The sequence below is a fragment of the Acidicapsa acidisoli genome, from assembly GCF_025685625.1.
In the GTDB taxonomy this organism is placed as follows: Bacteria; Acidobacteriota; Terriglobia; order Terriglobales; family Acidobacteriaceae; genus Acidicapsa; species Acidicapsa acidisoli.
The window spans coordinates 2,172,580-2,187,816 of sequence record NZ_JAGSYI010000001.1 but is presented as its reverse complement, the minus strand read 5'-3'; the positions used below and the strand labels follow the sequence as shown (position 1 = coordinate 2,187,816).

Annotated in this window: 11 protein-coding genes; 2 read left to right on the top strand and 9 right to left on the bottom strand. The window is 54.9% G+C overall.

Annotated elements, in window-relative coordinates:
* Positions 1-125 precede the first annotated feature (125 nt).
* The 7 genes from OHL23_RS08805 to OHL23_RS08775 all read right to left on the bottom strand — a co-directional run bounded on the left by OHL23_RS08805 (position 126) and on the right by OHL23_RS08775 (position 7,464).
* A complete protein-coding gene (locus OHL23_RS08805) occupies positions 126-2,207 on the bottom strand; it encodes an FUSC family protein (protein ID WP_263351406.1) in 2,082 nt (693 codons plus the stop codon).
* Positions 2,208-2,212: 5 nt separating this feature from the next.
* The gene (locus OHL23_RS08800) at positions 2,213-3,421 is read right to left on the bottom strand and encodes an efflux RND transporter periplasmic adaptor subunit (protein WP_263351405.1); all 1,209 of its coding nucleotides are present in this window, start codon (positions 3,419-3,421) and stop codon (positions 2,213-2,215) included.
* 9 nt (positions 3,422-3,430) lie between these two features.
* Positions 3,431-3,706 (bottom strand): YtcA family lipoprotein, encoded by a 276-nt coding sequence (locus OHL23_RS08795; RefSeq protein ID WP_263351404.1) that lies wholly within the window; start codon positions 3,704-3,706, stop codon positions 3,431-3,433.
* Positions 3,707-3,717: 11 nt separating this feature from the next.
* Positions 3,718-5,232 carry a TolC family protein gene (locus OHL23_RS08790; RefSeq protein WP_263351403.1) on the bottom strand — a complete coding sequence of 505 codons (1,515 nt, stop codon included), beginning with the start codon at positions 5,230-5,232 and terminating at the stop codon, positions 3,718-3,720.
* Positions 5,233-5,391: 159 nt separating this feature from the next.
* On the bottom strand, positions 5,392-5,844 hold the full coding sequence (locus OHL23_RS08785; RefSeq protein WP_263351402.1) for an ATP-binding protein: 453 nt from the start codon (positions 5,842-5,844) through the stop codon (positions 5,392-5,394).
* 15 nt (positions 5,845-5,859) lie between these two features.
* Positions 5,860-6,195, bottom strand: coding sequence for an STAS domain-containing protein (locus OHL23_RS08780; RefSeq protein ID WP_263351401.1), 336 nt, complete (start codon positions 6,193-6,195; stop codon positions 5,860-5,862).
* A 54-nt stretch (positions 6,196-6,249) separates the two neighbouring features.
* Positions 6,250-7,464: a PP2C family protein-serine/threonine phosphatase gene (locus OHL23_RS08775; RefSeq protein ID WP_263351400.1), complete on the bottom strand. Its 1,215-nt coding sequence runs from the start codon at positions 7,462-7,464 to the stop codon at positions 6,250-6,252.
* Positions 7,465-7,882: 418 nt separating this feature from the next.
* Between OHL23_RS08775 and OHL23_RS08770 the strand changes: the two genes are divergently transcribed.
* Entirely contained in the window at positions 7,883-8,566 is a 684-nt protein-coding gene (locus OHL23_RS08770) for an inorganic pyrophosphatase (RefSeq protein ID WP_263351399.1), read from the top strand.
* A 73-nt stretch (positions 8,567-8,639) separates the two neighbouring features.
* Here OHL23_RS08770 and OHL23_RS08765 read toward each other — a convergent pair whose 3' ends face one another.
* Positions 8,640-10,280 (bottom strand): tetratricopeptide repeat protein, encoded by a 1,641-nt coding sequence (locus OHL23_RS08765; RefSeq protein ID WP_263351398.1) that lies wholly within the window; start codon positions 10,278-10,280, stop codon positions 8,640-8,642.
* 208 nt (positions 10,281-10,488) lie between these two features.
* On the opposite strand from OHL23_RS08765, the gene OHL23_RS08760 reads away from it, so the two are divergent.
* Complete coding sequence (locus OHL23_RS08760) at positions 10,489-11,343, top strand: tetratricopeptide repeat protein (RefSeq protein WP_263351397.1); 855 nt, start codon at positions 10,489-10,491, stop codon at positions 11,341-11,343.
* A gap of 143 nt (positions 11,344-11,486) precedes the next feature.
* On the opposite strand, the gene OHL23_RS08755 is transcribed toward OHL23_RS08760, so the two are convergent.
* A complete protein-coding gene (locus OHL23_RS08755; protein WP_263351396.1) occupies positions 11,487-15,143 on the bottom strand; it encodes a carboxypeptidase-like regulatory domain-containing protein in 3,657 nt (1,218 codons plus the stop codon).
* Positions 15,144-15,237: the final 94 nt, after the last annotated feature.

Below are 15,237 nucleotides of genomic sequence, written 5' to 3'. Positions count from 1 at the left end.
TGCCGGGCTTAGGTCGGCAATTGCCGATGATACTCATGCTTGACTCGATTGGATTTGCAACGACTGTTGAAAGTTGACGTTTCTTGCGGAGAGATGGAGAGAGCATAAAGTTCATTCCCAAGACCTCAGCGCGCCGATTCAAGGCCGGCCAATGTGCTCTGCAATTCCTCATAGCGCGCGATCACGTGGCGCGCATATTCACCATAGCGAGGATTCCCCAGGATTTCCGCATCTGCCTCGCAGGCAACTTGCCCGGCAGACACCGCGGATTCTTCCACTACCGAGGCGGCAAGCTGGTCCAATCGATCCGACAGTTTCCGGCGCAAATCCCTCAGGCTGGATTGAACCAGAAAGTCCGCATCCTCTTCCTTGTGGAGAACTGCCAGTTCATTCCATAGAAGGGCTACGGCCGTCAGCGCAGAACGAAGTATGTGAACCGCGGTATCCATATGCTTCTGGCGATCCAGGCCAAACTCATATTCCACCGCATCGTTCATGCTGCGAATGGCAGCCATCGTCTTGCCAATGCGATCACGCAGCACATCCGTTTGCCGGATAAGTTCCTCATGAGGGATTGAGGTCAGTTCAGTTCGAAAAAGCTCGGCGTCACTGCGCAGGATTGAGGCAAGAGCACGCCGCATTGCAGTTACAGTTCGCACAGGCCACATCGTGTCGAAGACAATCCACATCACTCCCAAAGCAAGCAGAATTCCGATCAACCTGTCGCGAGCTGGAGCTAACTGCGTCGGAGCCTGAAAGTCCTCGAAGGCCACCAGATAGAAGGAAAAGATAATTTGGAGACCAACATAGCTGAACTGCCTCCCGCCCCCGATCCACGCCGATCCGAACGCGACAATAGCGACCAGCACAACCAGCGAAGTAATCGAGTCCATCTCGGGAAACAGAAACGCCGTGCATCCCAACCCCAGGATGAGTCCGCCAATCAATGCCCCAGCCAGCCGAAAGGCAAACTTCTGCTTAATCGCGCCCGTGGTGGCCAGGCCTGCAACCAACACAGTGATCACCGAAGTCGAAATCCCAGGCCAATCCACAGCCCAATAGACGATGTAGCAAAGCGTCGCGCAAAGGCTGATTTTGAGACCGAACGCCCATGTATTCGGGTCTTTGAAAGCTCCTGGAATCAGTAACGGAACCTTATTTGTCGGAAGCGCGACAAGTTCTCTGTCGCGTTCGGGACTGAAATCGTGCGGCATCGACGCGATCACATGCAGGTTGCCCTCAACTCGATCCAACAGCGTCAGATTGGTCTCCATTCCGGGAGCCATATAGTCCTCATGCTGTGGAACCTCATCGTGAAGAAGCGCATCGCACTCCGTGGCAATCTGCGCACAACGGTGTTGAATTTTCGGATCATCCGCGATTGGGGTCTGAGAGCCAAAGGCGGCTGAGACATCCATCAACTCCGCCAGCATCGTAATGCGCACCCGCGCTCCAATAGGCAATGACCCGAAATCCAGATTGCGGTCGACGATGGCATTGTACAGCCGCTGCATTTCCGATTGACCCGCCACGGCGAGACGCGCTACCCGCAACACAGCCTGTTGCAGCACCTCTGGCTCCGCACCCTGCGCGTACAGCGTAAACATGGCCACCAGGGCCCGCCAGCGATTGCGTCGTTCCTCGATCAGCGCCCTCGCGGGATGGCGCGCGCCGAAGACATATTCGACTGCAATCGCACATCCGACGGCAACGGAAGCTCCAGCCAGTAACCATAACGAGCCCTTGACCAGCGTATTCTCGGAAACATGTCTTTCCCACGTCGAAATCAGCGTGCAGAAGATTAATCCCCAGGTCGAACCCAACGTAGGAACTGACGCCGCCAGCACCAACATCCCGCCCAGGAACGAGACCACTGCCACCCCGAGAACGCGCGCTACAGGACTGTTATCAGAAAGCGCAACGAGGCTCAGTTCAGCTGCAACGCCAGCGGCCAGCGTCAACAGGGTGAGGACACCGGAGCGCAATGAAACAGAAGGACTGTCTCGCCCAATAATAAAGACAAAATAAAGCGGAATCGATAGAGCAGGAATCTGCCATACAAGCAAAAAAATCAGCGTGAGAAGCGAAGCCAGCAGGATGCGCAAAGATGCGCTCAACCGTCCCGGCGTAGGCTGCAGATCAAGCCAGATCCTTCGCGCCCAAGTCTCGGCCGCATTCGCATTAGGATTGGCGATGGTTGTTGCCATCGTCGCTACCTCACTACCGTGACAGCTGTCGAACCTATTCGAAACAGGAATGGATCTGGGTTCTCAACGCGAATCCGCACTGGAAATCGCGATGACAGGTGAACCCAGTTGAGAGTGCGATCGATATTCGGCAGTCCTTGCGCAACATTACCGTCTTCCGGAAATACACCGTAGCCAATACTCTCGACCACACCCGAAAACTTCCGGTCGGGATGCCCCATAAGGTAGACATCCACATGCGAACCAAGGTGAATATGCTTCAGCTTGGATTCGCGATAGTTCGCAACGACCCACCATGTGCGTGTATCAATCAGCGTGAACAGCGCCACGCCCGGATGCGCATACGCGCCCTCGGAGATATTCATGTTGGTGACATACGCGTCGAACGGGGCCACTACGCGACAGCGTTCCAGATCGAGTCTTGCGCTGTCCACTTTCGAAGCCCTTGCTGGGCGTTCCGATTTCAATGTTTCGACAGTATCGACAGTATGAATCGCCTGGCCAAGCCTTGCCTGCGACTCGGCAGCCAGGGCGTCGGCTTCCTGCTGCCGCAGCACGGACTGCGTCTCCTGAGCCTGCGCCTGCACCAGCGCTGCCTGTGCCTCGTCGTAGTTTCCCTGCGCGACACGAAGCGCAGTCTGAGTCTGATCGACTTGCTCGACGGTTACATACTGCTTCGCCAGAAGCGGCTCAATGCGATTTACATTGTTCTTCGCAAGCTTGAGTTGCGCCTCGGCTGCTGTTAATGCGGCCTGCGCTCGAACCACGGTCGCCTTGGAAACATCGATGGTGCTGCCTGCTGTCTTAACTCCTGTAGACGATTGATGCAATCCCGCCTGCGCCGCCTCCACCGCGCTATGCTCTGCGGCGATTCGGCGCTCCTCATCGATGATCTGCTGCTCCAGAGCTTCCTGATCGGACAAAGCCTGCCGCAGCGCATATTGATAAGGTCGAGGATCTATCTCAAAGAGAAGATCGCCCTTTTTGATGTAGGCATTGTCTTTGACCGGCAACTGCACCAATAACCCGCTGACTTCCGGAGTGATCCCGATGTAGTTCGCTCTTACACTGGCATCATCTGTACGAGGATAGATATCCGTAAACAAAACGGCCAGCAATAACAACAGAACTGCGCCACCGACAACTCCAATGCCGATCCTGCGCCCAAGCCGCTTGCGCTTGAGAACATCATTTTCCGTATCAACAGTAGTCATACACGACCCCTAGCGAAAAAGGATGAGCCACATCAGGCAGGTGAGAAGAATAACTGCGCTTGGATAAAACAGAGCCAGCGGACCTACGTCCTGCTCAACCTTGTAGCGCACCAGCAGATACCGCACTCCGAAGATAAGAATCACGGATGTGGTGAGGCATATCATCCACACCGGGAAAAAAGACCCAAGAATATCCACCGAAGGCGCGCGGCTGCATCCACTGCAAATCAAGCTCACCGCAAACGTCGAGACGGCGACAACTAATTTTTTTGTTGTTGCCGTCATGTTCCTCTGGATCATGGCTTCGTACCATCCTGTGTTTGCGTCGCAGGCGGCTGCTTTCGCAAGAGATTCCCGGTAACAAATTCAAGGTCCACAGCCTGCAGGAAGAGATCCGAGCGGGCAGAAACTCCGGAAAGCCTTGCCTGCGCCAGTTGCCTCTCTGCCGTAACCACATCGATCAGATTCTTCACGCCGTACTTGTAAGCATCCAACGAAGCCGAATACGAAGAATTTGCCGATTCAAGCAGCGCCTGCGCCGCTTGCTGCTTACGCATTGCTGTACGAAAGCCGATATACGCCGTCCACACTTCGCGGGTAGCTTCATCGCGCTTCTCTCGCATCTCGTCCTGGGCTTCGCGACCTTTCGAGCGCGCAAGGGCCAGGGCATTTTTTCGGGCGCCACCATCAAAAAGCCGCCACTGGACGCCAAGCTGCACCGACCAGGTCGGCTCAGTTACCTGGCCCACTTTGCCGTAATCAACCGTTGGCCAGAGTGAAGTCTGCGCCCCGTTTGCGGAAAGTGCGAAGCTCGGCAAATACTCCGATTTCGCCTCACGCACCTCTTGTTCTGCGGCGCGTATCTCCGAGGCCTGGGCCATCAGGTCAGGACGGTCAGCGATCGCGCGATCGATCAGCGCGTCGATCGACATCGTGAGCACCTGCGGCAGTGGAGCCTTCTCTTGTCCGTCGATCGCAATGTTAGGCGAGGGCTCAGCTCCGACAGTCTCCGTCAGCAGAACACGGGCTATCTTCTCATCCCCGTCGGCCGACTCCATATCAAATACCGCCTGCGAAGTCTCGGCCCTCGCATTGAGGACATCCGGCAGCGTAGAGCGCCCATTTTTCAACTGCTCCTCTGCCGCGTCCTGGGTGGTCTGCGCAGTCTTAAGCGTCTCCTGGGCAGCAACGAGCCGCTCCTGCGCGGTGACCAGCTTGTAATACGCCGATGCCACACGAAATGCCACTTCCTGGTTCGCTCGAATGAAGTTTGCTCCCGCCGCTAGTTTCTCCGCAGTCGCGGCATCCACCTTTGCCTCTCGTTTCCCGAAATCGAAGATGAGGTAATCGAGAGTGAGTTCCGGCACCGCCGCCGGCACCTCCACCATCACATAGCCTCGCGGGGCAAGCGGCTCAGGAAAAGGCTCTATGGTTCGTTCATCCGCTAACGCAGCCAATCCTGAGAGAACAGGAAAATATGCGCTTCGGCTAATGCCCAGCCTGTCGGCGGCCTGCTTCGCCTGTTCCCATGCGATGTGCGTTTGAGGGTTATTCCCTTCGGCAATATCAATCAGTTCAGCAAGAGAATAAGTATGCGCGGGATCGAGCACAGCTTCCCGGTCGACCGGAACTGCGTGCCGCGCGCAATCAGCGGCAGAGGCAGGAGTCGTCGCGATCCCTGCGCATTGCCCGTGCGATTCGCGGGAAAAAATGCACCCAAAAACGAGCAGGATTGCGGCGAACCGCCAGATAACAAGCACGCGCGGCGAAGACTCGACCAGCCAGCAAAGCGACATGGGGCGTCGAAACATGAGTGAAGTCTGGCGTAACCTTTCACAATGCAAAGTTAGTCGAAAAAGAGATCCGGCTTTTCTGGTGTTGAACCTGGAGAGATAATTCTGTTTCCAACGGCATCGAAAGCGCGCCTGGACGCAGCCAAGACTACGCGTTTTCGATATAAGGTACCAGACTCACTCCCGGATGACATCATAAATACGTTTCGTGAGCGTTAGGCGGTTCCTTTCCCCATCGGCGGCATAGGCAATTTCGTCCATCAGGTCATGAATAATCTGAAGACCTCTTCCGCCTTCAGCGAGCGCCTCTCTGTTCAATGGCTCAAACTCAACTCTTCTCGTGCCATCCGTCAGGACTTCCGCCTCTTTGGTCGTCATAGGAGTTCCGTTGTCCCTGATCTCGAATATCACGCTATCTGTCCCAGTCCTGACTGCAACCTCAACCGCATGACCGGGCTCGCCATGATACGCATGCCGAATGACATTCGTCACCGCTTCGACGACACACAACTCGGCCTCATTCGAACGAGGACTGCCAAGCCCAAGATAGAAACAGATTCTGTTGATCGCAACAGCGAGCAGCGACACATCCTCGAGATCGCTATTGATGGAGAGCATGAGCCGTGGCACAAGAGCCCCCTTTGACTAAGAAAGAGCAGATACTGCTTCTTCCTGACTGCCATACATATGGAATACCTTATTCATGCGAGTCAACTTGAACATGCTCACCACGGCATCGCGAGCCCCACACAGAACTAATGCGCCATCGTCGCCGATGGCCTTGAGACAACCGATCAATGCTCCCAGGCCACTCGAATCGATGAAAGTCACGTCGCTCAAATCGAGAACAATCTTGCGGTTGCCCTTGTTCACATAGTCAATAATGCCCGCTTTGAAACTTGGCGCTATATCGGCCGTAACTCGGCTCGATAACACCTTCACCACCAATACGCTTCCGATTGCAATTTCGTCGAATTTCATAATCTCCTCCATTCTTTCCGAGCTACTCGCTATATCCCAGCCGATTCCATATCTTCACTGCCGCCGATCTTCCGCGATTTCAATAGCCAGCAGCGAGATGTCGTCTGCAAAGACCGGGCTGCACCAGTTCTTAAGCTCCGCCAAAAGACCTTCCAGCAATTCCTTCAACGGTTGCGATCCGCGCTCTCGAATATACGTCAACAACCTCTGTTCCCCGAACGCTTCACTCTGTTCATTCAGCCCCTCAGTCACCCCATCGGAATAGAGCAAAATCCGGTCGCCCCGGCGCACAGATAACTCGAAGAAGTCGAAATCAATTGCAGGCCAGAGTCCAATCGGCATGCCTCCGGAACCAATGATTTCGGGCTCGGCACCTTGTCTAATGAGGACCGGTCCGGGATGTCCCGCCTGCGCAATCTTCAACGTTTGATTGCGAATATCGAACATCCCGTAAATCATCGTAAAGTACCTGTCATCTTTGAATTGAAAGCGCCTATTCAATTCATGGACTGCATCTGCCGGAGATAAAACCTCCGATAATCCAGTCGCTCGGTTATAGCGTTTGAGAGGGCTTCCCTGCGTCGCATCGGGAGTAAGCATCATGCTCAAAGTTACCGAGAGCATTGCCGCAGGAACTCCATGCCCACAAACATCCAGAAGATAGAACCCTATCTTGGTGTCATCTAGAGAAAAGAGATTAAATATGTCTCCAGCAATATAACCCGATGGCTCCAGCCGCCATTCGCATTTGAGCCCGCGAACCTCTTGAGCCGGTTGAGGAAGAAGCCTCTGCTGCATCCAGGCCGCCGCCTTGAGGTCATCTTCCACCAGTTTGTGCGCCGACTGAAGCTGACCATTGATCCTGGCAAGTTCACGATTCTTGTCCGTAAGTCCCTGCTGAAGACTTAAAACCCGCGCACCTGCTCTAACCTTGACGCGGAACTCCTCGGGACTTATCGGCTTAACCAGAAAATCGTCCGCCCCCGCGTCCATCCCCTCGACAAGGTCGGACTTAGCTCCTTTGGAGGTGCAAAGGATGACATACACATACCAATCAAAATCAGCAGCGCGAATTCTCCTGCAAAGGTCTACTCCAGCCAAGTTCGGCATCAGCCAGTCGCTCACGACAAAGCTGATGTTACCCTCCTTAACCATCTGCCAGGCCAATTCACCGTCAGCGGCCTCCAGAACTTCGTGGCCCTGCACACTCAACAGCATCGAATGTATGCTGCGAGCGATCGGATCATCATCAACGAGCAGAATCTTCACGCCTTATCACATCCTGCCACTTCGGCGGGCAAGCCGGGATTGCTGCAACCGCAAGCAGGTGGCAGGACACTCCCGCCACATCACTTTTCGCCAGTCTTCACAACATGCGGAATCTGCCACTGCCAGGTACTTTGATATTTCTACGCGTATGCTTCGTTGGCTCCGTGGCTTTTCATGACCGTCGAAGAAAAGATATCCCGTCGCCTCGCAACTATGCAAGATGATTCCAAACTTCACAAATTACTATCGTTCGGCGAACAGCAATAATGGTCGAAAGGATCGGCCCGGCGAACCCATCTGCAGTACTCCGGATTCCTGATATTTGGCCCTGTACATTTCAGTTGCCGAGAGTATACTACCGTTTCGCAGTGAAAATTACCGATTACTCCCCCCGGAGTTTTCTCAAAGGTCGAGCGAAGTGACGAATGCTACACAGCCTCTCTGGAAATTACTCGGCGTTCTCTTCAAACCACATCCATGGCACGGTGTTTCTCCCGGTGAGCAGGCACCCGAAATCCTGCAGTGCTTTATCGAAGTGGTACCGTCGGACACTCTGAAATATGAGATAGACAAGGTTTCGGGATATCTGAAAGTCGATAGACCGCAAAAATACTCCAATATCTGCCCAGTACTATATGGTTTCGTTCCGCAGACCTATTGCGGAGAAGGCGTGGCTGCCTTTTCTTCTGAGAAGACCGGCCGTAACCTTCAGGGAGATGGCGACCCACTCGACATTTGCATTCTGACGGATCGGCCGATACAGCACGGAAACATTCTCGTCGAATGCATCCCGATCGGTGGTTTGCGGATGGTGGACGATAATGAGGCCGACGACAAGATCATCGCGGTCCTGAAGAGTGATGCTACTTATGGTTCCTGGAAGGACATCGCAAGCGTGCCCGAATCGATGCTCGATCGCCTTCGGCACTACTTCCTCACCTACAAGCAGGCTCCCGGCTCGACCTCGAGTGTATGCGAGATCACCCACACCTACGGCCGTGAAGATGCACTGGAAGTAATCCGCCGTAGTTTGAGTGACTACGACGCGAGATTTGGAGATTTGGAGCAGATTCTCGATGCAGCATTGAGCGTCATGAAGTAGACGCGCCTACTTCGCTTGCAGATCGAGATATTGCGCGAGACACTTCGCACACGCTTCGCCTGACACACTCAGGTTATTTCCTGGCCTCGCCCTGCGGGACAATTTCAATCACACGCATCATTTCACGATACTTTTCGTCATTCTTGTCCTTGATCGCATCGAAACGCTTTGACTGCTCGTCTTTTCTCGGATCGCTCGTGCGGGCATAGAGTTGCAGCAGACCGAAATTTGCAGCATAACTGTCAGGATCGAGTTCGATAGCCCGGCTGAGCTCGGACTCTGCTTCAGCATATTTCTTCTTCGAGACGTACACCTGACCAAGTTCTGCCAGCACCTCCGGTTGATCGGCCTTCAATGCTAAAGATCGGGATAATTCAGCGGCGGCTTCCTCCAGGTTTCCCTCTTGCCGCGCAATTCGGCCAAGGTAGTAATGCGCCGTGGCAGCCGTGCCATCATCATTCGCCGCCTGCTTCAACCAACTCGATGCATTCTCAAACTCCCGTGCCCGAAAATAAGTCGTTCCCAACTCCAGGATGCCCGCAGTATCTGCCGGTCGTAGTGCGTGATACTTTTCCAGATAAGGGAGGGCCTCGGTTGGGTCCTGCGCATACGACGAGACCGTCCCCATGGCGAAGTTGTACTGCGGATTCTCTGGCGCGAGTTTGACCGCCTCTCCCAGAACCTTACGCGCCTCGCCCAGCAGATTCAGCTTCAGGCAGATTGCGCCAAACTGATACGCAAGACTCGCATCCTGAGGCCGCAGATCGCGCGCGTGAGCCAAGTATCCTAGCGCTCCTTGGTAGTCTTTTTCCCCCTGCGCCAGGCTGGCCAAATCCACGAGCAGCCCCTCGGATGACGGGTCCTTGTCATACGCGAGTTCCAGCGTAGTGCGTGCCAGTTTACTCTTTCCGTCCATCTCCTGCGCCAGACCCTTAGCACGCAACCCTTCGGCTGAGAGTGGGCGGACTCCTGCGACCGCAGCAAGAGTCGACTCCACCAGATCCCCACGCTGCGCCGTGAGCAGCGTCGGGGCAATCTCCAGCGCAGTCTGTTCCGTCAATCCGGGATTTGAAACCAAAGCTGCTGCGGCGCGATCCGCCGCCTCTTTATCTCCTAGCCCCGCTTCGTCGGCACAGACCAAAGCCTCCTCTCCTGCCTGGCGGCGATCTTCAGCGCTCATCTTCATCACTCGATCAAGCGAGCGTTGATAACTCTTCGCCCACATGAGAAGCACTGCCGCATTGTAGTTTGCCTCCGCATTGGCAGGCTCCATCTGAAGTGCCTTCTCGTAGACACGAAGCGCTTCCTCTTGTGCCTTTGAATCGCCGGCAACATCCTGCATCATCACTCGGCCAAGATTCAGGTAAGCGCTCACCAGCTTTGGACTATGCCGTATCGCCACCGAAAACGCCTTCTTCGCGCGATCAGCATGCCCCTGCTGAATCTCCACCACTCCCAACAGATTCTCAATGCCTCCATCCGCCGGAAACTGCCTCGTTGCGTTGGCGATCAATTCCCGGGCGCCATCCAGATCGTTCTCCTTGATATGCTCCTGGATCGACAGCACTGTTTGCCGGTATGATTGGCCACTGCCTTGCGCGACCACAGCCGGCAAGAGGACCGCAACCCCAAACAAGGGCAGGACGATGCGGAGCGTTGCTCTCAAACGTGTAATTGCAGCGAGCAGCACGCGCTCCCGGCAGCGTGTTGGCACTATCCGTTGCCCCCTCGCAACCAATAAACTATCCATCATGATGTCACGGAACGGTAAGATGCTTTTCGGCTCCCTTTTCGTTCTTTCTCTCTTCCATCGCCTTGCACTGCCGATTTATTGCCAATCAATTCCATCTACGATGGACGAACCCGCTCCGACAATTTCCCCTGCATCTTCGCTTGGACTGATGCCCGAACGAGCTGCGAAGTTGAGCAATGCAGTATCTGCTCGCGACTATGTGACCGCAGAAAAACTTCTCCTTGAGGAAATTCAACGCGATCCCCACTCGCTTCGCACGGCTCACCTGCTCGACTTTGCTGGCGACATCTATTTCCTCAACTCAGACTACCTCAGCGCCGCCATCGCCTGGAAGAAGTCGGAGGCGATCACCCCGCTTGCGCCATCGCTTCGCTTCTCGCTGGCCATGGCTTACATTCGCATGGGGTATCCGGACTGGGCGCGAACCGTCCTCGTATCGCTCGCCGCTCAGCAGCCAAAAGAAGCCCTGTATCCGTACTGGCTGGGTCGACTTGATTACGATGCGCAACACTATGCCGATGCAATTCAGAACTTTCAAAGAGCCGTGACTTTATCACCCACAATGGCGCGTGCCTATGACAACCTCGGACTCTGTTACTACTCCCAAAACGAAAACGCATTGGCCGTCGACAATTTCAGGAAGGCCATCGAACTGGATCGCGGTTCGCAGCATCGCTCGCCATGGCCATACTTGAATCTAGCCGTAACGCTGCAGTCGCTCAACCAGCTCAAAGACGCCGAAGCGAATCTGCATGAGGCTCTCAGAATCGATACGCAGCTCGCGCCGGCACATTATCGCCTTGGAAGCGTCCTTGAGGATATTGGGCGCCTGGATATGGCCGTCGACGAACTCCAAAGGGCATCAGCGCTCGACAATCGTTACGCTGAGCCACATCTGGCCCTCGCGCGTATCTATAAAAAGCTTGGCAAGGCGGACGCCGCCCAACAAGAGGTTCAGGCGTATCTCAAATTACATTCGAACTCAAACAGCGGCTCGGCCCCTGCCGCACCGTCAAGACCATAGCTGCAAACCCGCGTATCCGCAGTTGGATTAACTTCCCATTCGCGCCGCGCGATGAAGACTTCCGCAAAGAGAAAAATGCCACTCTGCCGGACTGGTTTGTCCGCCGAGTGGCATCTTGCCAGATTTCCCCGAAACGAATACGCCTAGAACTCCAGACGCCCTGCGAACTGGATCGTACGCGGCGTTGATACCGAACCGTTCCATTGACCAAACTGGGCATCGCCTACCGTCGTGTTAAAGGCGTAGGACGCGCCGGTGTTGTTGCCTTGGTTGACAAAGTAGTGGTTATTGAACCCATTGAAGAAGTTTGCGGTCAATTTGAAAGCAATCTTCTCCCCAAGTTTCGTGTCTTTCGTTAAAGACCAGTCCGTATCACGGAAGTTAGGCCCGTAAATCGTCGTTACACCGGAGCCATAGCCCGTGTATCCAAACTTGGAGAAGTTTGTTTCGGGCTCGAAGGCATTCGGATTGATGTATTGTCCACCGTTCTTTGTTGGATCGAAGCCATTGCGGCCGTGAATCAGCACCTGCTGACCGGGAAGAATTCCGGGCAGGCAGCCTTGACGAGTCTGGCTCACCACATTGCAACTATTCGAGTGGAATGAGAACGGCATGCCGTATTCATACCGTGTAATCGGGGCGATCCTCCAACCACTGGCAACGCTGGTCAGCGGTCCTGAATTCAGGAATCGCTCTCCGCGTCCGAATGGAAAGGCATACACAAAGGCGAGCGAACCGGTGATCGGGGTGTTGTCCTCGGCCAGGGCGCGCAGCGGCTTGATGTTGAAGGGCGAGAACATCTTGTCTCCGCCCGATCCGTCATTACCAGATTGCGTGGTGTCGGTTGCGTCGGTGTACATCTTGGAGAGAGTCAAAGATCCGAGGACATAGAAGTGATCTCTGAAGCGGCGTTCCACTCGGCCCTGGAAGGAGTTGTAGATTGAGTTGCCATGTCCTTCATTCTCTCCCTGAAGATTACCGCAATACTGCGGGTACGGTAACAGGGCTTGCGCGAGTGTAGGAGTGCAATTCAGAAGCTGCCCAGCCCAGCCGGCGTACGGCTGCTGACTGATGCCATTCTGTGCGAAGACAGTCGGGCCATCATAGCCGTTCGCAGCGACAGTTGCGTTGTAGTTGGCCTTAAGCACGGTGTCCAACACCTGTGTCCCGTTGGCGCCGATAACCGGCGTCGAAGCAAGAGTGTTGAAGGTCCCAGTGAAGGGATCGATGACATTGATTGGACTCTTGTCCGAGGGCAGGTGTGTGCCCTTCGTCCCCACATAGGAGGCGCTCACAAAGAAGTTGTTCGGCAACTCTCGCTCTACGGTAAGGTTCCACTGCGACGAATACGGACGGCGGTTAGCGTCCTCTGGACGGTAAAGCGGCGATATTCCGTTGTCCGCACCGGAAGAAATATTTGAAGTTGATGCTGGAACAAACGGAGTAAAGCCGGTATGGCTAAGATACATCTGTGGCTGTTGAGCCGTGGTACCTGCCGAGGTCCCGACTCCTATCTGCGATACCTGAGCATCCGTGTTGAAGCCGTCGAGGCTCATACCGCCGCCCCAGCCCGGATAGAATGCTTGCCCGTAGTAAATGCCATAGCCTGCTCGAACAACCGTCTTACCGGCCTGATCCAGAGAGTACGAAAAACCGACGCGGGGCGAGAAGTTGTAGAGGTCCAGATTCTCCGGATAGCGGGCTCCAAAGCTGGCGCTGCCGTATCCGTTGCCCGCAAAGGCCAACCGACCAGGCAGACACGTTGTCGAGCCATTCACCGTGTTGCACGCATCAGGATTGGCGCCGTTCGGATCGAAGAACGAGAAGTGGTTGTTCTTGTCTTCCGAGGGAGCGATGTAATCCCAGCGAATGCCATAGCTGAAGGTAAGCCTCGGAGTGGCGCGCCATGCATCCGAAATGTGAGCCGCCGAGCCAAACTGGCGGGGATAAGTGCTCTTGACATTCACGAACTCCACACTCGCGGAGGACGTTGCGCCCAACATGAAGGCGAGCATGTCGTCACCCGAATTCGTGCCTGCTATGCCGGTAGTGCTCTGAGAGAAACCAAATGTGCCGCCTTGATTCGTGGCGTTGCGAATGTTGCCGCCCGCATTCCGCCATTCGTAGCCGAAAGTGAAGGTGTGTTTGCCCCTAACGTACGTAACCACATCGTTCAGTGCCCATGTCGGGCGTTCTGTTCTACTGTTACCGGACGCGCCATAATTGTCGCCAAGCTGCGAGTACTGGCTGAAAGTGAATTCCGGCAGATCGCCATTCGCCACACCCGCGACTGTTGGCAGGTTCGAACCCGCGTTCAGCGCATAGTAGCCTTCATTGCGATTCAAATAACCAAAAGTGAAGTGGTTGGTAAGGACAGGCGAGAAAGTGTGCTCCCAGTTAAGACGCGACACCGGTGCATTCTCGGGACTGGCCGGCTGTGCCGTGGATAAGGCCTTCGGTAACGACGTGTTGAGGTTGGGCTGGGAATACTGCCGCCAGTAGGTGAAGTAGAAGTGATCGCTGTCCCGGAAGCTGAAATCCTCGCGCGTCATGTACACGTTTTCAGCGTTGGTCAACGAGCCTTGCCCGCCATTGCTCGGCAGATAGTTGTTTAGTTCGTTGTTGTTGGTTGGTGTCGGCATGGCGGCGACCCACGCCTTCGCGATCGGATCTTCGATCTGCGACCAAATCGATGGATCAATGATGTTCTGGGAGATCTGTTGACCGGAATAGTTGTACAGAGGATTCGTCCGGTCCATCACAACAGGGTAGTAGAGCGGGATCAGGTTGCCGCTGCTGTCCTTGTAGTTACTGAAGTTGCCTTGTCGAGCATTCAAGGAAGCAATGGACAAGGGCGTTACAACGGGCGCACCATGGTCCTGATATGCCTCCCAGTTGAAGTAGAAGTATGCCTTCCTGGACGAATTCGCGCCGTGCAGCCATGGAAGATAGACAGGTCCGCCAATATTCGCCCCGTAGTTATTTTCCTTGTCCTTCGGCTTGACAACATGACCATCCACAACCGTGGCCCCATATTGGGTCGCATTCAATTTGTCGTTGCGGAGGTATTCAAAAGCAGCGCCATGAAACTGCTCGCCGCCACCCTTGCTCTGGACGATAAGTTGCCCCGATGTAGTGGCCCCATACTGGGCCTCGTAATTGGCCGTCAGCACATGGACTTCGCTCACCATATCCGGGGACATCTGGAAATCTTCGTAGAGAGAAACCATGCCACTCTGGTTCATGAAGCCTTCGGTCATGGTTGCGCCGTCCAGCAGCGCTTCATCGCCTGTCACCATGCCGCCATTGACACGAGCTTCATATGCGTTTCCGCTGCTGCCCGTCGAAACACCGGGCATCAAGAGCGCGAGGCCGATCGACGAACGTGGCATGCCCGAAATGGTGAGCGGCATATCCTTCAGCGTCTCGGGGCTTACACCGCCCTCAAGCGTCGGGTTTTCATAATTGATGAGCGAGGCGTCGCTCGTCACCGTAATGGTCTGGTCAGACTTGCCGACCGTCAGGTGAACATCCACGCGTGCCACCTGGTTCAGCGCTAGTTCGATTCCCTTTTGCAGGGTTGATTCGAAGTTCGGCGCAGATATCGACAGGTTGTAGGTACCTGGCGTCAGGTTGCGAAATGTATATTCGCCCTGGGCGTCCGCTTCACCATTAGCTTCGAATCCAGTTGCCTGGTTGGTAATCGTCAGCTTCGCGCCTGGGATAGCCGCATTGCTCGGGTCCGTCACCGTTCCACTGAGAGAGGCATTGGTATCCTGCCCAAAACTCATGTTGGTCATTGACAGCAGAAACGCTCCAAGAATTGCCATTCTCACGTACCGGCTAATTCTTGATAAGTTATCTCGCATCATGTCTCCTTCAAGATCGAACTTT

Bases quoted from the DNA above. Each gene is read 5' to 3' on its own strand.
- OHL23_RS08805 (WP_263351406.1), bottom strand. From the start codon at position 2,207: ATGGCAACAACCATCGCCAATCCTAATGCGAATGCGGCCGAGACTTGG.
- OHL23_RS08800 (WP_263351405.1), bottom strand. From the start codon at position 3,421: ATGACTACTGTTGATACGGAAAATGATGTTCTCAAGCGCAAGCGGCTT.
- OHL23_RS08795 (WP_263351404.1), bottom strand. From the start codon at position 3,706: ATGACGGCAACAACAAAAAAATTAGTTGTCGCCGTCTCGACGTTTGCG.
- OHL23_RS08790 (WP_263351403.1), bottom strand. From the start codon at position 5,232: ATGTTTCGACGCCCCATGTCGCTTTGCTGGCTGGTCGAGTCTTCGCCG.
- OHL23_RS08780 (WP_263351401.1), bottom strand. From the start codon at position 6,195: ATGAAATTCGACGAAATTGCAATCGGAAGCGTATTGGTGGTGAAGGTG.
- OHL23_RS08755 (WP_263351396.1), bottom strand. From the start codon at position 15,143: ATGACCAACATGAGTTTTGGGCAGGATACCAATGCCTCTCTCAGTGGA.